This is a genomic window from Burkholderia sp. KBS0801, from assembly GCF_005937855.2.
Classification (GTDB): Bacteria; Pseudomonadota; Gammaproteobacteria; order Burkholderiales; family Burkholderiaceae; genus Burkholderia; species Burkholderia ambifaria.
Map to the genome: position 1 here is coordinate 2750878 of NZ_CP042177.1, position 21934 is coordinate 2772811.

Below are 21934 nucleotides of genomic sequence, written 5' to 3' on the forward strand. Positions count from 1 at the left end.
TGCCGCCGTTACTGCGCGCGCCGCTCGAGCACCGCGGCGAAGAAGCCGTCGGTCGCGTGGCGGTGCGGCCACAGCGACAGGTAGTCGCCGGTCTCGATCGCGATGCGCTGGTCGGCCAGCACCTGCTGCGCGGGCACCAGCACGAACTCCGGATGGTCGGCCAGGAACTGCTCGACGATTGCTTCGTTCTCCGCGTGGAGCACGCTGCAGGTCGCGTACACGAGCCGGCCGCCCTTCTTCACGAGACGCGCGGCGCTCGCGAGGATCGACGCCTGCTTCGGCGTGAGCTCCTCGATCGACGTGCGCGTCTGGCGCCACTTCAGGTCGGGATTGCGGCGCAGCGTGCCGAGGCCGCTGCACGGCGCGTCGACCAGCACGCGGTCGATCTTGCCGGCGAGCCGCTTGATCTTCGCATCGTGCTCGCTGTCGATCAGCACCGGGTTCACGTTCGACAGCCCGCTGCGCGCGAGGCGCGGCTTGAGCTTGGTCAGGCGCTTTTCCGACACGTCGAACGCGTAAAGGCGCCCGGTCGAGCGCATCATCGCGCCGAGCGCGAGCGTCTTGCCGCCGGCGCCCGCGCAGAAATCGACGATCATCTCGCCGCGGCGCGGCGCGACCAGCGAGCACAGCAGCTGGCTGCCCTCGTCCTGCACTTCGATCTGCCCTTCCTGGAACACCTGCAGGCGCGTGAGCGCCGGCTTGCCGACGACGCGCACGCCCTGCGGCGCGAACGGCGTCTCGCCCGCGTCGATGCCCTCCGCGCGCAGCGCGTCGATCACCTGGTCGCGCGTCGCCTTCTGCGCGTTGGCGCGCAGGTCGAGCGGCGCCGGGTAATTCAGCGCGGCGGCGAGCTGCGCGAGCTCCTCGGCGTCGAAACGGGCCGACAGCGCCTGGTAGATCCAGTCCGGCAGGTTCGTGCGCACGCGCACCGGCAGGCTCGCCGGATCGATCTTCGACACGTGCTCGAGCCATGCGGCCTCCGTGTCGGACACGAACGGCTTCAGCGCATTGCGGCCGAGCGTCTGCATCAGGCCCAGCAGCGTGAGGCGCCGTGCGGGGCTGCCCGTGCCGCTCTCGGCGAGGTGCGAAAACTCCATCTTCCGGCGCAGCACCGCGAACACCGCCTCGGCGATCACGCCGCGCTCGGCGTGGCCGAGCTTCGGGTGCGCGCGGAAGAACCGGCTCGTCGTCGCGTCGGCGGGGCCGGTGAACTTCAGCACCTCCGCCAGCAAGGTCTCGGTCTGGCCAATCAGGAATCCGTGCAGCTTCATACGCCCTCGCTCGTTTCGGTATGCGGTTGATCCGCGAAAATCCAGCGCGCCTCTTCCGGCGCCACCACTGCCCGGCCGTTCTCGAGGCGCAGGCGCCCCTCGACGAACCAGCGCACCGCACGCGGATACAGCACGTGCTCGACCGTCAGCACGCGCCGCGCGAGCGCGGCCGCGTCGTCGCCCGCGCGCACGGGCACCGCGCCCTGCGCGACGATGGCGCCGCTGTCGAGTTCGGGAATCACGAAATGCACGCTCGCGCCATGCAGCGCGACGCCGGCATCCAGCGCCTGCTGGTGCGTGTGGATACCCTTGAAGCTCGGCAGCAGCGACGGATGGATGTTCAGCAGCCGGCCTTCATATCGTCTGACGAAATCGGGCGTGAGGATGCGCATGAAGCCGGCGAGCACGACGAGATCGGGCGCGAAGCGGTCGATCTCGGCGGCGAGCGCCGCGTCGAAGCTGTCGCGGCCATCGAACGACCGGTGGTCGACCACCGCGGTCGCCACCCCGTGCGACGCGGCAAAAACCAGGCCGGCTGCGTCAGGCCGGTTGGCGATCACGGCGGCGACCTGGGCCGGCCAGCGTTCCTGCGCGCACGCGCGAACGATGGCCTCCATGTTGCTGCCGCGACCGGAAATCAGGATCACGAGTTTTTTCATCCGCGAATTTTACCATTCGCCCCCGCGTTTCCCTCCTTCTCGGCCGCCGGGCCGCCCGAACGTTTATAATCTTCTGCTTTGCGGCATTCCACCGCCCATTCCCCCGACGCTGCTTCCGCTATCGTGAAAGTCTTCCGCGGCCTGCCCAACGCCGAGAGCCGCGCGCCGTGCGCGCTGACGATCGGCAACTTCGACGGTGTCCATCGCGGGCACCAGGCCCTGCTCGCGCGCGTGCGCGCGGCAGCGGACGCGCGCGGCCTGCCCGTGTGCGTGATGACGTTCGAGCCGCACCCGCGCGAATTCTTCAATCCGGCCGGCGCGCCGCCGCGCATCGCGATGCTGCGCGACAAGCTGGAAGCGCTGCGCGAGCACGGGGTCGACCGCGTCGTCGTCGAGCACTTCAACCACACGTTCGCGAGCCAGTCGCCGCAGGCGTTCGTCGAACGCACGCTGGTCGGCGGGCTGCACACGCGCTGGATGATGGTCGGCGACGATTTCTGCTACGGCGCGAAGCGCGCGGGCACCTTCGACACGCTGAAGGCGGCCGGCGAACAGTACGGTTTCGAAGTCGAGCAGATGGGCACGGTCTCCGGCAGCGACGGCACGCGCATCTCCAGCTCCGGCGTGCGCGCCGCGCTCGCCGCGGGCGATCTCGACGCGGCCGCACAGGCGCTCGGCCACGGCTACGCGATCAGCGGCCACGTCGCACACGGGCTGAAGCTCGGCCGCGACCTCGGCTTCCCGACCCTGAACCTGCCGATCGCGCACAAGCGGCCGGCGCTTGCGGGCATCTTCGTCGTGCAGGTGCACGGCCTGGGCCCCGCCCCGCTGCCGGGCGTCGCGAGCCTCGGGCTGCGCCCGACCGTCGACGATTCCGGCCGCGTGCTGCTCGAAGTCCACCTGCTCGACTGGCACGGCGATGCGTACGGCAAGCTGATCCGCGTCGAATTCCTGAAGAAGCTGCGTGACGAGGCGAAGTTCGACGATCTCGAGGCGCTGTCGCGCGCGATCGCTTTGGACGTCGCGAATGCGCGCGCGTATTTCGTCGAGCGCGCCCGCGCGCCGGGCAGTCGCGCGACCGGCTTCTCGACGTCGGCGACCGACCGAATTAGCTGATCCGGCCAGCGGCGCCACGCGCCGCGCCCTCGCGCCGCCAACACGCGCGCATCCCCGATTCACGACGCACGAGCGTCCACCGATTTAGATAGCGATCCCATCATGAGCAACAAGAAAGCCGATTCGAAACCGCAGGCCAAGTATCCGGTCAACCTGCTCGACACGCCGTTCCCGATGCGCGGCGACCTGCCCAAGCGCGAGCCGCAGTGGGTCAAGGAATGGGAAGAGCGCGGCATCTACGAAAAGATCCGCGCGGCCAGCAAGGGCCGCCCGAAGTTCATCCTGCATGACGGCCCCCCGTATGCGAACGGTGACATCCACCTCGGTCACGCGGTCAACAAGATCCTGAAGGACATCGTCGTCAAGTCGCGCAACATGGCCGGCTTCGACGCACCGTACGTGCCGGGCTGGGATTGCCACGGGATGCCGATCGAGATCCAGATCGAGAAACAGTTCGGCAAGTCGCTGCCGGCGGCCGAAGTGATGAGCAAGGCGCGCGCGTATGCCACCGAGCAGATCGAGAAGCAGAAGGTCGGCTTCAAGCGCCTCGGCGTGCTCGGCGACTGGGCGAACCCGTACAAGACGATGAACTTCGTCAACGAGGCGGAAGAGATCCGCGCGCTCGGCAAGATCATCGAGAAGGGCTACGTGTACCGCGGGCTGAAGCCGGTGAACTGGTGCTTCGACTGCGGCTCGGCGCTCGCCGAGGCGGAAGTCGAATACAAGGACCGCACCGACCCGACGATCGACGTGATGTTCGCATTCGCCGAGCCGGAAAAGACCGCGCAGGCGTTCGGCCTGCCGGCGCTGCCGCGCGCCGAGGGCGGCATCGTGATCTGGACCACCACGCCGTGGACGATCCCGGCAAACCAGGCGCTGAACCTCCATCCGGAAATCGTCTACGCGCTGGTCGACACCGAGCGCGGGCTGCTGATCATCGCGGAAGAACGCGTCGCCGCCTGCATGGCCGACTTCAAGCTGACCGGCCGCGTCGTCGCGACCGCGCCCGGCGTGAAGCTCGCGAACCTGCGCTTCCACCACCCGCTCGCGTCGGCCCACCCCGGCTACAAGCGCACCGCGCCCGTCTACCTCGGCGACTACGTGACGACCGACACGGGTACCGGCGTCGTGCACTCGTCGCCTGCCTACGGCATCGAAGACTTCATGTCGTGCAAGGCGCACGGGATGACCGATTCCGACTTCATCAACCCGGTGATGGGCGACGGCCGCTACATCGAATCGCTGCCGCTGTTCGGCGGCCTGTCGATCTGGGACGCGAACCCGAAGATCGTCGACGCGCTGAACGCGGCCGGCTCGCTGCTGCGCAGCGAGAAGTACACGCACAGCTACATGCACTGCTGGCGCCACAAGACGCCGATCATCTACCGCGCGACGTCGCAATGGTTCGCCGGCATGGACGTGACGCCGCGCGACGACGGCAAGACGCTGCGCGAAGCGGCGCTCGAAGGCGTCGAGGCGACCGCGTTCTACCCGTCGTGGGGCAAGCAGCGCCTGTTCAGCATGATCGCGAACCGTCCCGACTGGACGCTGTCGCGCCAGCGCCAATGGGGCGTGCCGATGGCGTTCTTCGTGCACAAGGAAACCGGCGAGCTGCACCCGCGCACGCTCGAGCTGCTTGAGGAAGTCGCGAAGCGCGTCGAGCAGTCGGGCATCGAGGCGTGGCAGTCGCTCGACCCGCGCGAGCTGATCGGCGACGACGCGAACATGTATGAAAAGAACCGCGACACGCTCGACGTGTGGTTCGACTCGGGCACGACGCACTGGCATGTGCTGCGCGGCTCGCACAAGGATCAGCTGCAGTTCCCGGCGGACCTGTACCTCGAAGGCTCGGACCAGCACCGCGGCTGGTTCCACTCGTCGCTGCTGACCGCGTCGATGATCGACGGCCGCGCGCCGTACAAGGGTCTCCTCACGCACGGCTTCACGGTCGACGGCGAAGGCCGCAAGATGAGCAAGTCGCTCGGCAACGGTGTCGACCCGCATGAAGTCGCGAACCGCCTCGGCGCGGAAATCATCCGCCTTTGGATCGCGTCGACCGACTATTCGGGCGAGCTCGCGATCTCCGAGGAAATCCTGAAGCGTGTGACGGAAGGCTATCGCCGTATCCGCAACACGCTGCGCTTCCTGCTCGCGAACCTGTCGGACTTCGACTTCGCGCAGCACGCGGTGCCGGTCGACGAATGGCTCGAGATCGACCGTTATGCGGTCGCGTTCTCCGCGCAACTGCAGACGGAATTGCTCGGCCACTACGAGAAGTACGAGTTCCACCCGGTCGTCGCGAAGCTGCAGACATACTGCTCGGAAGATCTCGGCGGCTTCTACCTCGACGTGCTGAAGGACCGTCTGTACACCAGCGCGGCCGATTCGCGCGCGCGCCGCTCCGCGCAGACCGCGCTGTACCACCTGACGCACGGGCTGCTGCGCGTGCTCGCACCGTTCCTGTCGTTCACCGCGGAAGAAGCGTGGAAGGTGTTCCAGCCGGCCAGCGACACCGTGTTCACGGAAACGTACTACGCGTATCCGGAAGTGGCCGGCTCGGCCGCGCTGATCGACAAGTGGGCGCTGCTGCGCGACGTGCGCGGCAACGTGACGAAGGCGCTCGAGGAAGCACGCACCGCGAACCGCATCGGTTCGTCGCTGCAGGCCGAAGTAGCCGTGCACGCGAGCGGCGCGCGCTACGATGCGCTCACGAGCCTCGGCGACGATCTCAAGTTCGTGCTGATCACGTCGGCGGCGACGGTCGTGAAGGTCGACGACGAGGCGCAGGAAAGCGTCGACGTCGCGGCGTCGAAGTACCAGAAGTGCGAACGCTGCTGGCACTACCGCGAGGACGTCGGCGCGCACGCCGATCATCCGACGCTGTGCGGACGCTGCTTCTCGAACCTGTTTGAAAACGGCGAAATCCGGAGCGCGGCATAACCATGGCAAAAACCCTGTCGAAGCCGGCCAGCGGCGCGCTCGCGCCCTGGCTCGGCATTTCGCTGATCGTGATCCTGTTCGATCAGCTGTCGAAGATCGCGATCCTGAAAACGTTCGCGTACGGCGCGCAGCATGCGCTGACGTCGTTCTTCAGCCTCGTGCTGGTGTACAACCGCGGCGCCGCGTTCGGCTTCCTGTCGACCGCGAGCGGCTGGCAGCGCTGGGCGTTCACCGCGCTCGGCATCGGCGCGACGCTCGTGATCTGCTTCCTGCTGCGCCGCCACGGCCAGCAGCGGCTGTTCAGCCTGTCGCTCGCGCTGATCCTCGGCGGCGCGCTCGGCAACGTGATCGATCGGCTGGTCTACGGCCACGTGATCGACTTTCTCGATTTCCACGTCGGCGGCTGGCACTTCCCGGCGTTCAACCTCGCCGATTCCGCGATCACCGTCGGCGCGGTGCTGCTGGTCTACGACGAACTGCGTCGCGTGCGCGGCTCGCGCTGAGCGCGCATACTCGGTGTCGACGGCCGGCTTCGCGCCGGCCGTTCCGTTTGACCCTTGGAGGCCTGAGTTGGCACACGCAGAACTCGCTGGAAAACACCTCGTTCTCGGCCTGACGGGCGGCATCGCCTGCTACAAGATCGCCGAGCTCACCCGGCTGCTGACGAAGGCAGGCGCGACCGTGCAGGTCGTGATGACCGAAGCCGCCGCGCAGTTCATCACGCCCGTCACGATGCAGGCGCTGTCCGGCCGGCCCGTCTATACGAGCCAGTGGGACGCGCGCATCGACAACAACATGGCGCACATCGACCTGTCGCGCGAAGCCGACGCGATCGTGATCGCGCCCGCGTCGACGGATTTCCTCGCGAAGCTCGCGCACGGTTTCGCGGACGACCTGCTGTCGACGCTGTGCGTCGCGCGCGACTGTCCGCTGCTCGTCGTGCCCGCGATGAACCGCCAGATGTGGCAGAACCCGGCCACGCAACGCAATGCCGCGCAACTGCGCGCCGACGGCGTGTCGGTGCTCGGCCCCGATTCGGGCGCGCAGGCCTGCGGCGAAGTCGGCGACGGCCGCATGCTCGAACCCGAGGCGATCCATGAAGCGATCGTCGCGCACTTCGCACCGAAGGTGCTCGCGCACCGTCGCGTGCTGATCACGGCCGGCCCGACGTTCGAGCCGCTCGACCCGGTGCGCGGCCTCACGAACCGCTCGAGCGGCAAGATGGGCTTCGCGCTCGCGCGCGCCGCGCAGCAGGCCGGCGCCGACGTGCATCTCGTCGCGGGGCCGGTCGCGCTCGACACGCCGTGGGGCGTGACGCGCCAGGACGTGCAGACCGCGCAGCAGATGTACGACGCGGTCATGCATGCGGTAACCGACGCGGACATCTTCATCGCGGTGGCCGCGGTCGCCGACTGGCGCGTCGACCAGCCGGCCGAGCACAAGATGAAGAAGACGGCCGATCGCAAGATGCCGGCGCTCGCGTTCGTCGAGAACCCCGACATCCTCGCATCGGTCGCGGCGCTGCCCGATCCGCCGTTCTGCGTCGGTTTCGCCGCCGAAAGCGGCGACCTCGACGTGCATGGCGACGAAAAGCGCAAGCGCAAGAACGTGCCGCTGCTGGTCGGCAACCTCGGCCCGCTGACGTTCGGCCGCGACGACAACGAAGTCGTATTGTTCGAGGCAGCCGGGCTCACGCGCCTGCCGCGCGCGCCGAAGGACGAGCTCGCGCACGCGCTCGTCGCCGAAATCGCGAAGCGCCTGCCCGACAATCACCTGATCTGATCCGTTGCCCGGCGGCACGCGCCGCCGGGCCCTTCCCGACCGATTCGACGACCGCATGAAACTCGACCTGAAGATTCTCGACGCGCGCATGCGCGACTACATGCCCGCCTACGCCACCACCGGCAGCGCGGGCCTCGACCTGCGCGCGTGCCTCGACGCGCCCGTCACGCTGCAGCCGGGCGAAACGGCGCTGGTGCCGACGGGCCTCGCGATTCATCTCGCGGATCCCGGCTATGCGGCACTGATCCTGCCGCGCTCGGGGCTCGGCCACAAGCACGGGATCGTGCTCGGCAACCTCGTCGGCCTGATCGATTCCGACTACCAGGGCCAGCTGATGGTGTCGACGTGGAACCGCGGCCAGACCGAATTCGTGCTGAACCCGTTCGAGCGGCTCGCACAGCTCGTGATCGTGCCGGTCGTGCAGGCGCAGTTCAACATCGTCGACGATTTCGCGCAAAGCGAGCGCGGCGAAGGCGGCTTCGGCAGCACCGGCCGTCACTGAACGGCGCCATGCGGAAAGGGGCCTCGCGGCCCCTTTTCTTTTTCCGTTTCCGTTCACCGATCGGCCGTCTGTGCGATCCGCGCGGGCGCGGGTTCGCGTCGCCGTGCCTGCGCGACGCTCGCATAAATCACCATCACGGCCAGCACACCGAGCAGCACCACCGACGAGCCGACCGTGCCGAGTGCGAGCCCGCCCTTGGCGACGGGTTTCGTCAGCAGGTCGCCGACCGTCGCGCCGAACGGACGCGTGAGCACGAACGCGGCCCAGAACAGCAGCACGCCGGAGATCCGCGTGAAGTAATGCGCGAGTACGATCGCCGCGAGCAGCGCGCCGATCAGCAGTGCGCCGCCGCCGAAGCCGAGCCCCGAGCTGTCCGCGAGGAAATCGCCGAGCGCGGTGCCGAGCGTGTTCGAGAACAGGATCGCGATCCAGTACAGCAGCTCGACCTTGCGCGTGCGGATCAGGTCGACCGACAGCGACTCGCCGCTCAGGCGCCACACCGCGAAGATCGCCAGCAGGATCGCGACGAGAATCGACGAGCCGGCCGCGTAGCCGAGGCCGAGCGTGCGGTCCATGAAATCGGACATCGTCGTGCCCGCGGTGCTCGTCGCAACGATCACCGCCCAGTAAACGGCCGGGCGATAGCCGGTCGTCCTGAGCTGCGCGCCGAGCGTGACGAGAAAGAAACCGAACAGCAGGATCGAGCTCACCGCGTAGCCGACGTTCAGCGTCATCGACAGCAGGTCGCCGCCGGTTTCGCCGAGCGTCGTCGCGCAGATCTTCATGATCCAGAACGCGAGCGTGATTTCGGGAAGTTTGTTCATTCGAACCCCTTCTGACAGGAAAGCGGCGAGCCGGCGTGCGCCGGCCCGCCAGCAGACAGGTTCGAATGTAATCGCCGCCGGCTTAACGCAACCTTAGCGGCCTCGCCTCGCCGCGCAGGCCCCTGCCCGAGGCGTGCGCTCACCGGTCAACGCGCGTGCTGATGCCGGTAGTGCAACGCGTACGCGACCGTCAGCAGCACGACGAACACGACGCCGACCACCATCGTCATCCGGAATTCGCGCGTGAACGCGGTCGTGAGCAGGACTGCGCCCACGAGCCCCGCACCGAGCACGCTGCCGAACGGGTGGCCCCACATCCGGAATGCGAGCGCCGGGCCGCGATACCGCGCGCGAAAGCGCAGGTGCGTGACGAAGATCATCAGCCACGTGAACAGCGCGCCGAACATCGCGATCGCCATCATCACGGTAAACGCGGTGTCGGGCGACAGCGCGACCAGCACGGCCGCGACCGCGACGCCGCTGGTCGAGATCCACAGCGCCGCACGCGGCACGCCGTTGTTGCCGAGCCGGCCGAACACCGCCGGCGCGAGCCGCGCACGCGACAGGCTGAACATCATCCGCGTCGTCACGTAGAGCTGGCTGTTCATCGCCGACAGCGCGGCGATCAGCAGCACGAAGTTGATCACGCCGGCCGCATACGGCACGTGGGTGGCAGCCATCACCTTCACGAACGGGCTTTCGTCGGTGCCGGCTTGCGTCCAGGGCACGATCGCGAGCATCAGCGACAGCGTCAGCAGGTAGAACAGCACGAGCCGGAACACCGTCGAGCGGAACGCACGCGTGACCGCATGCTGCGGATCGCGCGCCTCGCCGGCCGCGATCGCGACCGCCTCGATGCTCATGTAGCTGAAGATCGCGACGATCACCGCGACCCAGGTGCCCCACGGCCCTTTCGGCATGAAGCCGTCGTGCGCGGTGTAGTTCGCGAAGCCGATGCCGGCAGCCGCCGGCGCCGACCACACGAGATACGCGCCGAGCACGATGAACACGACGATCGCCGCGATCTTCAGCAACGAAAACGCGTATTCGACCGACCCGTACAGCGTGACGCTCGCGAGGTTCACCGCGATCAGCAGCGCGGAGAAGCCGATCACCCAGTACCAGCCGGGCACGGCCGGGAACCAGTACTTCATGAAGACGGCGATCGCGCTGATCTCGGTGCCGATCGCGAACACCACCGCGAACCAGTACGCATAGCGCACGAGAAAGCCCGCGAGCGGGCCGATGTAGTGCTCGGCGTACGCGCCGAACGAACCGGCCGTCGGATGCGCGACCGTCATTTCCGCGAGCGCGCCCATCAGCAGCAGCGCAATCAGCGCGCCGATCGCATACGAGAGCAGCACGCTCGGGCCGGCGAGCCCAATCGCGAACCCGCTGCCGAGGAACAGCCCCGTGCCGATCGCGCCGCCGATCGCGATCATTGCCATCTGCCCCGACGTCAGCGCGTGGCGCAACCCTTGTTCGCGCGCGACGATGTTGTCGAACGACCGTTGTTGTTGTGTCACTGCGTTGCTACTCCCTGCCCCACCATTGCGCCACCGGCGCCAGATAAAACGAAACGGCGCGGAGAACTTCCCGCGCCGTTCGCATGAACAACGAATTATCGCTTACTCGACTTCGACCGTCTCTTCGTTCGGCTTGTGCGGCGGATTCGCCAGCTTGTCGAACGACAACTGAACCTTGTCGTTTTCGTCGACGTCGACCGTCACGTGCCCGCCGTTGACGAGCTTGCCGAACAGCAGCTCGTCGGCCAGTGCACGACGGATCGTGTCCTGGATCAGCCGCTGCATCGGCCGCGCGCCCATCAGCGGGTCGAAGCCGTGCTTCGCGAGATGCTTGCGCAACGCGTCGGTGAACAGCGCGTCGACCTTCTTCTCGTGCAGCTGCTCCTCGAGCTGGATCAGGAACTTGTCGACCACGCGCATGATGATTTCCTCATCGAGCGAGCGGAAGCTGATGATCGAATCCAGGCGGTTGCGGAACTCCGGCGTGAACAGACGCTTGATGTCGGTCATCTCGTCGCCCGTCTCGCGGCGCGTCGTGAAGCCGATCGTCGCCTTCTGCATCGACTCGGCGCCCGCATTCGTCGTCATGATGATGATGACGTTGCGGAAATCCGCCTTGCGGCCGTTGTTGTCCGTCAGCGTGCCGTGGTCCATCACCTGCAGCAGCACGTTGAAGATGTCCGGATGCGCCTTCTCGATTTCGTCGAGCAACAGCACGCAATGCGGCTTCTTCGTGACGGCTTCGGTCAGCAGGCCGCCCTGGTCGAACCCGACGTAGCCCGGCGGCGCGCCGATCAGGCGGCTCACCGCGTGACGCTCCATGTATTCCGACATGTCGAAGCGGATCAGCTCGATGCCGAGCGTGAACGCGAGCTGGCGCGCCACTTCGGTCTTGCCGACGCCCGTCGGGCCGGAGAACAGGAACGAGCCGATCGGCTTGTCCATCTTGCCGAGGCCCGCACGCGCCATCTTGATCGATGCGGCGAGCGCATCGATCGCCGGATCCTGGCCGAACACGACGCTCTTCAGGTCGCGATCGAGCGTCTGCAGCTTGCTGCGATCGTCCTGCGACACGCTTTGCGCCGGCACGCGCGCGATCTTCGAGATGATTTCCTCGATCTCGCTCTTGCCGATCGTCTTCTTCTGCTTCGACTTCGGCAGGATGCGCTGCGCGGCGCCCGCTTCGTCGATCACGTCGATCGCCTTGTCCGGCAGGTGGCGGTCGGTGATGAAGCGTGCCGACAATTCGGCCGCGGCCGACAGTGCGCCCGACGAATACTTGACGCCGTGATGCTCCTCGAATCGTGACTTCAGCCCGCGCAGGATCGCGACCGTCTGCTCGACGGTCGGCTCCGTCACGTCGACCTTCTGGAAGCGCCGCGACAGCGCCGCATCCTTCTCGAAGATGCCGCGATACTCGGTGAACGTGGTCGCGCCGATGCACTTGAGCGTGCCCGACGACAGCGCCGGCTTCAGCAGGTTCGACGCGTCGAGCGTGCCGCCCGATGCGGCGCCCGCGCCGATCAGCGTGTGGATCTCGTCGATGAACAGGATCGCGTGCGGACGCTCCTTCAGCTCCTTCAGCACCGTCTTCAGACGCTGCTCGAAGTCGCCGCGATACTTGGTGCCCGCGAGGAGCGCGCCCATGTCGAGCGAATACACCTGCGCGTTCGCGAGGATGTCCGGCACTTCGCCGCGCGTGATGCGATAGGCGAGCCCTTCCGCGATCGCGGTCTTGCCGACGCCCGCTTCACCCACGAGCAGCGGATTGTTCTTGCGGCGACGGCACAGCACCTGCACGACGCGCTCGACCTCCGGCTCGCGGCCGATCAGCGGATCGATGCGGCCGTCCTTCGCCATCTGGTTCAGGTTCTGCGTGAACTGCGCGAGCGGCGTTTCCTTCTGCGCGTTCGCGTCTTCGCTTTCCGCGTTCGCGTCGGTCGACTTCGCGGCTTCGCCGCCGTTCGTCTTCGCGATGCCGTGCGAAATGAAGTTCACGACGTCCAGGCGCGTGACGCCCTGCTGCTGCAGGTAGTAGACGGCGTGCGAATCCTTCTCGCCGAAGATCGCGACCAGCACGTTCGCGCCGGTGACTTCCTTCTTGCCGTTCGACGTCGACTGGACGTGCATGATCGCGCGCTGGATCACGCGCTGGAAACCGAGCGTCGGCTGGGTATCGACATCGTCGGTACCGGGGACGGTCGGTGTGTTGTCGTGGATGAAATTGCGCAGGTTCTGACGCAAGTCCTCGATGTTGGCCGCACACGCGCGCAACACCTCGGCTGCCGTCGGATTATCCAGCAGGGCCAGCAGCAGATGCTCGACCGTAATGAACTCATGGCGCGCCTGGCGTGCTTCCATGAACGCCATGTGCAGGCTGACTTCCAATTCCTGGGCAATCATGCTTCCTCCATCACGCACTGCAGCGGATGCCCGGCCTGCCGCGCATGGGTAACGACTTGCTCAACCTTGGTCGACGCGATGTCCCGCGTATAGACCCCACATACCCCTCGCCCTTCACGATGGACCTTCAGCATGATCTGCGTGGCCGTCTCGCGATCCTTCTTGAAATACTCCTGTACGACCATCACGACGAACTCCATCGGCGTGAAGTCGTCGTTCAGCAGCACCACCTTGTACATCGAAGGCGGCTTGAGCTTCTGCTGCTTGCGTTCCAGGACGGTGCTGTCCTGCTTGTCCGGGATAATCGCCATACACCCATTCTAAACAACTCGGACAGGCCCGCAATCCTGCCATTACCCGACCGACCGGCCGGCGCCCTCCCTGGTTCCCGACGACATGCGATCGTCTTCGCACCATACGAAAGCCGGCTGCGGTGCCGGCTTTCACGCGTGGCGCGGAACACGAACCGTCAGGGGGAGACTACACCGGACCGTCGCATCCGCATCCAGTATCCCACAAGCCGGGACGACTCGATCGCGTGTCACTCGAGCCTGGTATATGAGCCGATTATGCGACTTTTCAAGTCCGCGCGCTTGGGGGCATGCTGCGAAGCAAAGCCGGAAAAACCCTGAAAATGGGTTCTTTACAACGGCCCTCTAACCGTCTAAAAATTCCGCTTGACACTCAAATAAAGAGCGCCAACAATCAAGCTGGCACTTTTTTAATTTTGCCAGTCGGCGAATTGAAAGAGGGCCGAAGGTGAGCTTGTGAGGGGGGAACGGCTGTATTTTCCGGTCGTTTAGCTTTTCGAGCGTGCTCGTGGTATGTAGCAGCGACTGTGTGACAGGGGAAGTAGGAAAATGGCAACTGGTATCGTTAAGTGGTTCAACGACGCGAAGGGCTTCGGTTTCATCACTCCCGACGAGGGCGGTGAGGATCTGTTTGCGCACTTCTCGGCCATCAACATGCAGGGCTTCAAGACCCTGAAGGAAGGCCAGAAGGTGAGCTTCGAGGTCGTCCAAGGCCCGAAGGGCAAGCAAGCGTCGAACATCCAGGCCGCATAAAGGCACCGGATATCTGACGAAGAAACCCGGCATTGCGCCGGGTTTCTTTTTTTGCGTATCTGGTTTTGTTATTTCAATCGTCACCTTCTTTTCGATTGACTCCCCGATTCGCACAATTGCGGTGAAACTAACGCGATTGTCGGATGAGGCATACAGATGGTCAGGCGTTCGCACACGACGGAGTGCCATGCGGCGAACTTGCGGGCTTGCCGCTGCGGACGAACGCCCTACGCCTGCCGCGCGTGGCTTACCAGCTGTACGACGCGCCCGCACCCCACGTCGTCGAAGCCGAACTGATCCCGGCTCCAGCGCGCACCTTCAGGTTTTCGCCGATCCGCACCGACGCGCCGAGCGCGACGGCCTGGTAGCCGAGATAGCTGCCCATGCCGACGCCCACTGCGATCGTCTTGCCCAGATCGACATCCGGAATCATCGACAATGCGGTCGCCGCGGCCACACCGCTGTACGCGCGCCGGGCTACTGCGTTCAACTGCTTCAGGTTGACCGCGTCGTGAGGCAGAACTGCGTCGGCGACGTTCGCGAGCTTGCGCTCTTGCCCCGGCGCCCCGATCGACACGGTGTCGTCACGATCGGCAATCGAGCCGTGGCCGAGCGCAACCGAATTCCGGCCGGTCGCGACCGCGTTCGTGCCGAGCGCCGTGCTGTTCGTGCCTGACGAGGACGCCCCGGCGCCGAAGCTCGAGCTGCCGTCGCCGAGGGCCTTTGCGTTCGTGCCCATTGCCGTCGAATCGCTGCCGCTCGCCCGCGCGCGCGCGCCGGTTGCCGTGCTGTCCTTTCCGGACGCCTGCGAATCTGCACCTGCTGCCGTGCTCGAGTCGCCGGTTGCCTTCGAGCGCGCGCCGTTGGCCGTGCTGTCCTTGCCCGACGCCTCCGAATCTGCACCTGCCACCGTGCTCGATTCGCCGGTTGCCTTCGAGCGTGCGCCGTTGGCCGTGCTGTCCTTGCCCGACGCCTCCGAATCTGCACCTGCTGCCGTGCTCGATTCGCCGGTTGCCTTCGAGCGTGCGCCGTTGGCCGTGCTGTCCTTGCCGGACGCCTCCGAATCTGCACCTGCCGCCGTGCTCGAGTCGCCGGTTGCCTTCGAGCGTGCGCCGTTGGCCGTGCTGTCCTTGCCTGACGCCTGCGAATCTGCACCTGCTGCCGTGCTCGATTCGCCGGTTGCCTTCGAGCGCGCGCCGTTGGCCGTGCTGTCCTTGCCGGACGCCTCCGAATCTGCACCTGCCACCGTGCTCGATTCGCCGGTTGCCTTCGAGCGTGCGCCGTTGGCCGTGCTGTCCTTGCCCGATGCCTCCGAATCTGCACCTGCCGCCGTGCTCGAGTCGCCGGTTGCCTTCGAGCGCGCGCCGTTGGCCGTGCTGTCCTTGCCCGATGCCTCCGAATCTGCACCTGCCGCCGTGCTCGAGTCGCCGGTTGCCTTCGAGCGTGCGCCGTTGGCCGTGCTGTCCTTGCCGGACGCCTCCGAATCTGCACCTGCTGCCGTGCTCGAGTCGCCGGTTGCCTTCGAGCGTGCGCCGTTGGCCGTGCTGTCCGTGCCCGACGCCTGCGAATCTGCACCTGCTGCCGTGCTCGAGTCGCCGGTTGCCTTCGAGCGTGCGCCGTTGGCCGTGCTGTCCTTGCCCGATGCCTCCGAATCTGCACCCGCCGCCGTGCTCGAGTCGCCGGTTGCCTTCGAGCGCGCGCCGTTGGCTGTGCTGTCCTTGCCTGACGCCTCCGAATCTGCACCCGTTGCCGTGCTCGAATCGCCGGTCGCCTTCGAACGCGCGCCGTTGGCCGTGCTGTCCTTGCCTGACGCCTGCGAATCTGCACCCGTCGCCGTGCTCGAATCGCCGGTCGCCTTCGAACGCGCGCCGTTGGCCGTGCTGTCCTTGCCCGACGCCTCCGAATCTGCACCCGTCGCCGTGCTCGAATCGCCGGTCGCCTTCGAGCGCGCACCGTTGGCCGTGCTGTCCTTGCCCGACGCCTCCGAATCTGCACCCGTCGCCGTGCTCGAGTCGCCGGTTGCCGATGCGTTCACACCGACTGCCGTACTCCCTGCCCCGGATGCATTCGAATTCTTGCCAACCGCGACACTGTCCTTGCCAGTGCCGGGGGACGGCAGCGAACCTTCGAGACGATTCTTCAGGTTCGAGACATCGCTCTGCAGGCCCGACAGCCTACCGTTGATCGTCGACACGCTACTTTCCAGCGAGTCCACCCGTTCGCCGATCGTTTGCGCGTTCGCGTCTACGAGCATCAATCCCAGCATGCCCGTCACACCGACCGCGATCGCACGCTTGGCGAGCACGCGTGCGGTATCCGAAGCGGAGTGCCCGCCCTTCATTTTCCGCATATTATTCGGATCACTAATTATTTTCATAAGATTCCTAACCAAATCCACATCAAAAATTCCGGCGTGAAACTTCATCCACCAAATCTCAATATTGTTCGCGCCGCACTTGCGCGTTTTGCCGAAACATCGGGAGACGATGATGCATCCGGTACTCCGGAAATGTCGCCCCTCCGTCGCGCCCGGCAATCCGAGCGTGTCACCTTCCGAGGTGATCGCGGACCAGTATAGGAAGCACGGAGGTCCCGGAAAATAGGACAAGTTCTATTTTGCATTCCGGCGCTAAGAGATCCTTTAAATCACGCGCCGGTTCGTATGCGCGGCCGATATAAAACGCGCGGTCGAGCGGGATACGAAAAAGCCGCGCACCGAATACGATGCGCGGCTTGTCTGCTGCATTCGATTTCGACCGTCGGCGGCACATGACATATCGTGCGCCGCCCACGGATCAAACGACTCGCAGTGTCCCCATCATCCCCAGATCTTCATGTTCGAGGATGTGGCAATGAAACATGCGCTCGCCCGGCTCGGCCTGCGACGTGAGAATCGTCACAAGCTCGCCGCTGCGCACGTTCACGGTATCCCGCCATGCGCGGAACGGCTCGGGCGTGCGCGTGCCGTCCGATGCGCGCTCGATCACCTGGAATTGCGTGCCGTGCAAATGGAACGGGTGATCCATGTCGGTCGCATTGCGGATCGTCCAGCGCTCGACGTCGCCGCGGCGGCTCGTCAACGTCGCGCGATGCGGTGCATAGGTCGCGCCGTTGATCGTGAAACGCATCCCAGCCGGACGGCCATGCATCGGGCCGTTCATCATCGCATCCATGTCCATCTCTTCGCCGAACGCGACTTCCTTGTGCGCGACCGGCTCGCCGAGCGCCGGCACCGCGCGCAGCGTCGCCGGCAGCGCACGGGCGGCGGCCGGCGCGAACGCGACGTCGACCAGCGGCAGCGCCGGATCGGGCGGCAGGCTGCCGTGGCCGTCGTCGTGCGACATCGCCATCTTGCGGCGGTCGTATTCGGCCGCCTGCAGCACCGCGCGTGACGCGCGGTCGCCGGCGCGCACCAGCAGTTCCGCGCGCTCGCCCGGCGCGAGCAGCAGCGACGTCACGCGGCGCGGCGCATCGAAGAGCCCCCCGTCCGTGCCGGCATGCTCGAACGCGCGGCCGTCGTCGAACGCCACGCGCAGGTAGCGCGCGCTGCACGCGTTCCACACGCGCCAGCGCTCGTCACTCGCGACGTCGATCCGCGGCCGGCGCGCACCGTTGACGAGCACGAACTGGCCTTCGCGGCCGTTCATCCAGTCCATCATGTCGTTCGGCGCAATCGTGCCGTCGCGCGCAAGCTTCAGGTCGGACACGAACAGGTTGCGCTCGGGCCAGCCGGCGAGCGGATCGTCGGCGGCGCGCACGACGAACGGGCCGGCCAGCCCGCGGAACACCTGCTCGGCGGTCATCATGTGCGGATGCGGGTGATACCAGTAGGTGCCGGCACTGCCCTTCGGCAGCGTGAAACGGTATACGTGCGATGCACCCGGCGCGACGGGGTCGGACGGGTTGCCGTCCTGGTCGGGCGGCACCGGCAGGCCGTGCCAGTGGATCGTCGACGGTTGCGGCAGCTTGTTCACGAAGCGGATTTCGACCGTATCGCCCTCGCGGACGTCGATCAGCGGGCCGACCACCGGCCCCTGCGTGCCGGTGCCGAACTGCCAGAACGTCGTGGGGCGCGCTCCATGCAGCAGCGGACGCGCGACCGGCTGCGCGACCAGCGTCGCGCGGAACGTGCCGGGCTCGCGGCTTTCGTTCGCGAGCGTGCGCAGCGACGCAAGCGGCGCACCGGCCGGCAGCGCATCGGCCGCGGCGAGCGCGGCCGGCGCCGCCTTCGCGTGCTGCGTATGGCCCGCCATCCCCGACATGCCGGGCATGTCGTCCATCTGATCCATGCCGGCCATGCCCGCGTGTGCGGCATGCTGCGCCCAGGCGGCGCGCGCAAACAGCGATGCGGCCGCCACGCCGATGGCATGCGACAGGAAGGTTCTCCGTATCATCAATCGTTCCTCGTTATTCGTGCTGCGTCGCGCGGCCGTCGCGACACCCGCGCCGGCCGGTGCGCAAGCGCCCATGCGCGACGCGAAACCTGATGCCCGCGTCATCATAACCGCGGGTCGCGGCCGAAGTACCGCGGCACAGCGCGAGCGGCGATACGCCGCAGTACGCGGCGGCTGGGCCTCACGGCCGCCGCGCCGTTCGGGCGGCGTTTTCAATCATCGGCCGACGCAGCGACGCCTCACTGCATTCATGCAGGCTACGCGGTCGACCGCACTCGCTGCCCGCGTTCGCCTCACCCCATCGAGGCAATTTCCCACCATCCGCTCATCCCGCCAGCGGCACGCCACGCACCTCCAATGCACGAACCAGTCGATTTTTCACGATGCGGAACAAGTCCCTGCGTTATAAAAATTCGTGGTGCACGGCACAAATTCGCTGTTTCGCGATGCCAAAAATCATTCCGCAATACGAAACACGCCAAGTAACTTGATGTTTTTAAAAATGAATTTTTGTTTCGAGAAAGCGTTCTACGCGCACCATCGGTCGCGGCCACGGACGTAGACTGGGTTCCATGCACCGACGCTTCGCCACGACGGTCGATACGAAACCCAACCGGCGAGCGGCACAACAGAATCGCTTGTAATCAGAAAGGGAGAACGGAAATGAAGGGATTTCGCTTTGGTTCAGCGCTCGGGTCGTTCTACATCCTGCCGGGTAACGGCGGCTGGGAAGCGACGTTCGGCAACGCTCTGCTCGGCGCGTTCTCGTGCCCGGAAGTCGCCGCCGACCACATCTCCCGCGGCGACTGCGAGCAACCGTCCGAACTGGATACTGCCACGCTCGAAGTGCCGCCCGAAATCAGCGAATGGGAAATCGTGCACGTCTGAATGGCACGCCTGCAACGAAAAACGCCCCGGGCGACCGGGGCGTTTTTATTGTCGGCGAAGCGGCGAGCCGTGAAGCCCGCCGCGTCGGCGGCTGCCGTTGCCGTCGCGCGCGCGTGGGCGCGGCCGGCGTCAGGCGACTGCGTCGACGATGGCGTTCAGCGTTGCGCTCGGGCGCATCGCCTGGCTCGTCAGCTCGACATTCGGACGGTAGTAGCCGCCGATCGCCTGCGCGGTGCCCTGCGCGGCCGACAGTTCTTCCAGGATGCGCGCTTCGCTGGCGGCCAGCGACTTCGCGACGCCTTCGAACTGCGCCTTCAGCGCGGCATCGTCGGTCTGCTCGGCCAGCGCCTGCGCCCAGTACAGGCACAGGTAGAAGTGGCTGCCGCGGTTGTCGAGGCCGCCGACCTTGCGTGCGGGCGACTTGTTCTCGTCCAGGAACTTGCCGGTCGCCTGGTCGAGCGTCTTCGCGAGCACGAGCGCCTTCGGGTTCTGGTAAGCGTGGCCGAGGTGTTCGAGCGACGCGGCCAGTGCCAGGAATTCGCCCAGCGAATCCCAGCGCAGGAAGCCTTCCTCGACGAACTGCTGAACGTGCTTCGGTGCCGAGCCGCCGGCGCCCGTTTCGAACATCCCGCCGCCGGCCATCAGCGGCACGATCGACAGCATCTTCGCGCTGGTGCCGAGTTCCATGATCGGGAACAGGTCGGTCAGGTAGTCGCGCAGCACGTTGCCCGTGACCGAGATCGTGTCCTTGCCCGCGCGGATGCGCTCGAGCGAGAAACGCGTCGCGTCGACCGGCGTCATGATGCGAATGTCGAGGCCGTTCGTGTCGTGATCCTTCAGGTAGCGTTCGACCTTCGCGATGATCTGCGCGTCGTGCGCACGTGCCGGGTCGAGCCAGAAGACGGCCGGCGCGCCGGTCGCGCGGGCACGGTTCACCGCGAGCTTGACCCAGTCCTGCACCGGTGCGTCCTTCGTCTGGCACATGCGCCAGATGTCGCCCGACTCGACCGCGTGCTCGAGCAGCACGTTGCCGGCCTCGTCCGTGACGCGCACGACGCCATCGGCCGGGATCAGGAACGTCTTGTCGTGCGAACCGTATTCCTCGGCCGCCTGCGCCATCAGGCCGACGTTCGGCACGCTGCCCATCGTGACCGGGTCGAATGCGCCGTGCTGCTTGCAGTCTTCGATCACGGCCTGGTAGACGCCCGCGTAGCAGCGGTCCGGAATCACGGCCTTCGCGTCGGACAGTTCGCCGTCCGGGCCCCACATGCCGCCCGAGTCGCGGATCATCGCCGGCATCGATGCGTCGACGATCACGTCGCTCGGCACGTGCAGGTTCGTGATGCCCTTGTCCGAGTTGACCATCGCGAGACGCGGGCGCACTGCGTACTCGGCCTTGACGTCGGCTTCGATCGCTTCGCTCGTGTCGGCCGGCAGATCCTTCAGGCGTGCGTACAGGTCGCCGATCCCGTTGTTCGGGTTGAAGCCGAGTTGCGCCAGCACGTCCGCGTGCTTCGCGAGCGCGTCGCGGTAGAACACCGACACGAAGTGACCGAACAGGATCGGGTCCGAGACCTTCATCATGGTCGCCTTCAGGTGCACCGAGAACAGCACGTCCTGCGCCTTCGCGTCGGCGATCTGCGCTTCGATGAAGCTGCGCAGCGCCTTGCGGCTCATCACCGATGCGTCGATGACTTCATCGGCCTTCACGGCCGTCTTTTCCTTCAGCACCTTCTTCACGCCGTCGGTCGTCGTGAGTTCGATCTTCACGGTGCCGGCCGCGGCGATCAACGCCGACTTTTCGCTGCCGTAGAAGTCGCCTTCGCTCATGTGCGCGACGTGCGCCTTCGACGTGGCCTTCCATGCGCCCATCTTGTGCGGGTGCTTGCGTGCGTAGTTCTTCACCGACAGCGGCGCGCGGCGATCCGAGTTGCCCTCGCGCAGCACCGGGTTCACCGCGCTGCCCTTGATCTTGTCGTAGCGGGCCTTGACCGCCTTCTCTTCGTCGGTCGACGGATCTTCCGGATACGCCGGCAGCTTGTAGCCCTGCGCCTGCAGTTCCGCGATCGCGGCCTTGAGCTGCGGCACCGATGCGCTGATGTTCGGCAGCTTGATGATGTTCGCTTCCGGCTTCAGCGTGAGCTGGCCCAGCTCGGCCAGATCGTCGGAACCCTTCTGCTCCGGCGGCAGAACGTCGGCGAATGCCGCGATGATGCGGCCGGCGAGCGAGATGTCGCGCGTTTCGACGGCGACGCCGGACGAGCGCGTGAAGGCCTTGACGATCGGCAGCAGCGAATAGGTCGCGAGCGCGGGCGCTTCGTCGGTGAGGGTATAGATGATCTTGGGCGAAGTGGACATGGTGGTCAAAGCATTGCTACGTGAATGTTGGACTGAGAAGCGCCGGCGGTAACCGGCGGGGAGCGACCGGGTGGGTCGCGAAAGGGGCGCGCCGGCTTAGCCGGGCGGTGGTGTTGCGAGGGCCGTCATGTTCTACCTTGCAGGGCATGCGGGCCGCAGCGCGGCGCCGCGGCCCGCATGCCGGACCGCCCTGCCAACAAACCTGCC

General features: G+C 66.3%; 16 protein-coding genes and 1 pseudogene. 7 read left to right on the forward strand and 10 right to left on the reverse strand.

What is annotated here, in order from left to right; all coding sequences use genetic code 11:
• Positions 1-8 precede the first annotated feature (8 nt).
• Positions 9-1271 (reverse strand): RsmB/NOP family class I SAM-dependent RNA methyltransferase, encoded by a 1263-nt coding sequence (locus FFI87_RS13120; RefSeq protein ID WP_006750059.1) that lies wholly within the window; start codon positions 1269-1271, stop codon positions 9-11.
• Positions 1268-1930, reverse strand: coding sequence for a phosphoribosylglycinamide formyltransferase (gene purN / locus FFI87_RS13125; protein WP_011657713.1), 663 nt, complete (start codon positions 1928-1930; stop codon positions 1268-1270). Before purN ends, FFI87_RS13120 begins: the two co-directional genes overlap by 4 nt.
• 123 nt (positions 1931-2053) lie before the next feature.
• Here purN and FFI87_RS13130 point away from each other — a divergent pair, with 123 nt between their 5' ends.
• The 5 genes from FFI87_RS13130 (at position 2054) to dut (ending at position 8270) form a co-directional block, all read left to right on the forward strand.
• Entirely contained in the window at positions 2054-3046 is a 993-nt protein-coding gene (locus FFI87_RS13130; RefSeq protein ID WP_012364515.1) for a bifunctional riboflavin kinase/FAD synthetase, read from the forward strand.
• A 102-nt stretch (positions 3047-3148) separates the two neighbouring features.
• Complete coding sequence (gene ileS, locus FFI87_RS13135) at positions 3149-5986, forward strand: isoleucine--tRNA ligase (protein ID WP_138847280.1); 2838 nt, start codon at positions 3149-3151, stop codon at positions 5984-5986.
• 2 nt (positions 5987-5988) lie between these two features.
• Positions 5989-6489 carry a signal peptidase II gene (gene lspA / locus FFI87_RS13140; RefSeq protein ID WP_006750063.1) on the forward strand — a complete coding sequence of 167 codons (501 nt, stop codon included), beginning with the start codon at positions 5989-5991 and terminating at the stop codon, positions 6487-6489.
• A gap of 67 nt (positions 6490-6556) precedes the next feature.
• Positions 6557-7768, forward strand: coding sequence for a bifunctional phosphopantothenoylcysteine decarboxylase/phosphopantothenate--cysteine ligase CoaBC (gene coaBC, locus FFI87_RS13145; RefSeq protein ID WP_012364517.1), 1212 nt, complete (start codon positions 6557-6559; stop codon positions 7766-7768).
• Between the two features lie 55 nt (positions 7769-7823).
• The gene (dut, locus tag FFI87_RS13150) at positions 7824-8270 is read left to right on the forward strand and encodes a dUTP diphosphatase (protein WP_138847279.1); all 447 of its coding nucleotides are present in this window, start codon (positions 7824-7826) and stop codon (positions 8268-8270) included.
• 53 nt (positions 8271-8323) lie between these two features.
• Here dut and FFI87_RS13155 read toward each other — a convergent pair whose 3' ends face one another.
• From FFI87_RS13155 to clpS, 4 genes are all read right to left on the reverse strand, one after another.
• The gene (locus FFI87_RS13155) at positions 8324-9094 is read right to left on the reverse strand and encodes a membrane protein (protein WP_012364519.1); all 771 of its coding nucleotides are present in this window, start codon (positions 9092-9094) and stop codon (positions 8324-8326) included.
• A 146-nt stretch (positions 9095-9240) separates the two neighbouring features.
• The gene (locus tag FFI87_RS13160) at positions 9241-10620 is read right to left on the reverse strand and encodes an amino acid permease (protein ID WP_138847278.1); all 1380 of its coding nucleotides are present in this window, start codon (positions 10618-10620) and stop codon (positions 9241-9243) included.
• A 102-nt stretch (positions 10621-10722) separates the two neighbouring features.
• Positions 10723-13023, reverse strand: a complete 2301-nt coding sequence (clpA, locus tag FFI87_RS13165) for an ATP-dependent Clp protease ATP-binding subunit ClpA (RefSeq protein WP_011657720.1) — start codon at positions 13021-13023, stop codon at positions 10723-10725.
• Positions 13020-13334 (reverse strand): ATP-dependent Clp protease adapter ClpS, encoded by a 315-nt coding sequence (clpS, locus tag FFI87_RS13170; protein WP_006398529.1) that lies wholly within the window; start codon positions 13332-13334, stop codon positions 13020-13022. The genes clpA and clpS overlap by 4 nt, the downstream gene beginning before the upstream one ends.
• A gap of 549 nt (positions 13335-13883) precedes the next feature.
• Here clpS and FFI87_RS13175 point away from each other — a divergent pair.
• Positions 13884-14087: a cold-shock protein gene (locus FFI87_RS13175; RefSeq protein ID WP_004196460.1), complete on the forward strand. Its 204-nt coding sequence runs from the start codon at positions 13884-13886 to the stop codon at positions 14085-14087.
• A 247-nt stretch (positions 14088-14334) separates the two neighbouring features.
• Here FFI87_RS13175 and FFI87_RS34840 read toward each other — a convergent pair whose 3' ends face one another.
• From FFI87_RS34840 to FFI87_RS13185, 3 genes and pseudogenes are all read right to left on the reverse strand, one after another.
• Positions 14335-14826, reverse strand: a complete 492-nt coding sequence (locus tag FFI87_RS34840) for a YadA family autotransporter adhesin (RefSeq protein ID WP_244108266.1) — start codon at positions 14824-14826, stop codon at positions 14335-14337.
• Positions 14827-14847: 21 nt separating this feature from the next.
• A pseudogene (locus FFI87_RS35350) lies at positions 14848-16512 on the reverse strand (hypothetical protein); the annotation flags it as partial.
• Between the two features lie 370 nt (positions 16513-16882).
• A complete protein-coding gene (locus tag FFI87_RS13185) occupies positions 16883-18481 on the reverse strand; it encodes a multicopper oxidase family protein (protein ID WP_138847277.1) in 1599 nt (532 codons plus the stop codon).
• A 663-nt stretch (positions 18482-19144) separates the two neighbouring features.
• Between FFI87_RS13185 and FFI87_RS13190 the strand changes: the two genes are divergently transcribed.
• On the forward strand, positions 19145-19369 hold the full coding sequence (locus tag FFI87_RS13190) for a hypothetical protein (RefSeq protein WP_006754596.1): 225 nt from the start codon (positions 19145-19147) through the stop codon (positions 19367-19369).
• A 129-nt stretch (positions 19370-19498) separates the two neighbouring features.
• On the opposite strand, the gene FFI87_RS13195 is transcribed toward FFI87_RS13190, so the two are convergent.
• Positions 19499-21727 (reverse strand): NADP-dependent isocitrate dehydrogenase, encoded by a 2229-nt coding sequence (locus FFI87_RS13195; RefSeq protein ID WP_138847276.1) that lies wholly within the window; start codon positions 21725-21727, stop codon positions 19499-19501.
• Positions 21728-21934: the final 207 nt, after the last annotated feature.

What these genes read in the sequence shown, in the direction of transcription:
- clpS (WP_006398529.1), bottom strand. Translation starts at nt 13,334, where the DNA reads ATGGCGATTATCCCGGACAAGCAGGACAGCACCGTCCTGGAACGCAAG.
- ileS (WP_138847280.1), top strand. Translation starts at nt 3,149, where the DNA reads ATGAGCAACAAGAAAGCCGATTCGAAACCGCAGGCCAAGTATCCGGTC.
- FFI87_RS13190 (WP_006754596.1), top strand. Translation starts at nt 19,145, where the DNA reads ATGAAGGGATTTCGCTTTGGTTCAGCGCTCGGGTCGTTCTACATCCTG.
- purN (WP_011657713.1), bottom strand. Translation starts at nt 1,930, where the DNA reads ATGAAAAAACTCGTGATCCTGATTTCCGGTCGCGGCAGCAACATGGAG.
- clpA (WP_011657720.1), bottom strand. Translation starts at nt 13,023, where the DNA reads ATGATTGCCCAGGAATTGGAAGTCAGCCTGCACATGGCGTTCATGGAA.
- FFI87_RS13185 (WP_138847277.1), bottom strand. Translation starts at nt 18,481, where the DNA reads ATGATACGGAGAACCTTCCTGTCGCATGCCATCGGCGTGGCGGCCGCA.
- dut (WP_138847279.1), top strand. Translation starts at nt 7,824, where the DNA reads ATGAAACTCGACCTGAAGATTCTCGACGCGCGCATGCGCGACTACATG.
- lspA (WP_006750063.1), top strand. Translation starts at nt 5,989, where the DNA reads ATGGCAAAAACCCTGTCGAAGCCGGCCAGCGGCGCGCTCGCGCCCTGG.
- FFI87_RS13120 (WP_006750059.1), bottom strand. Translation starts at nt 1,271, where the DNA reads ATGAAGCTGCACGGATTCCTGATTGGCCAGACCGAGACCTTGCTGGCG.
- FFI87_RS13155 (WP_012364519.1), bottom strand. Translation starts at nt 9,094, where the DNA reads ATGAACAAACTTCCCGAAATCACGCTCGCGTTCTGGATCATGAAGATC.
- FFI87_RS13175 (WP_004196460.1), top strand. Translation starts at nt 13,884, where the DNA reads ATGGCAACTGGTATCGTTAAGTGGTTCAACGACGCGAAGGGCTTCGGT.
- FFI87_RS13195 (WP_138847276.1), bottom strand. Translation starts at nt 21,727, where the DNA reads ATGTCCACTTCGCCCAAGATCATCTATACCCTCACCGACGAAGCGCCC.
- FFI87_RS34840 (WP_244108266.1), bottom strand. Translation starts at nt 14,826, where the DNA reads ATGGGCACGAACGCAAAGGCCCTCGGCGACGGCAGCTCGAGCTTCGGC.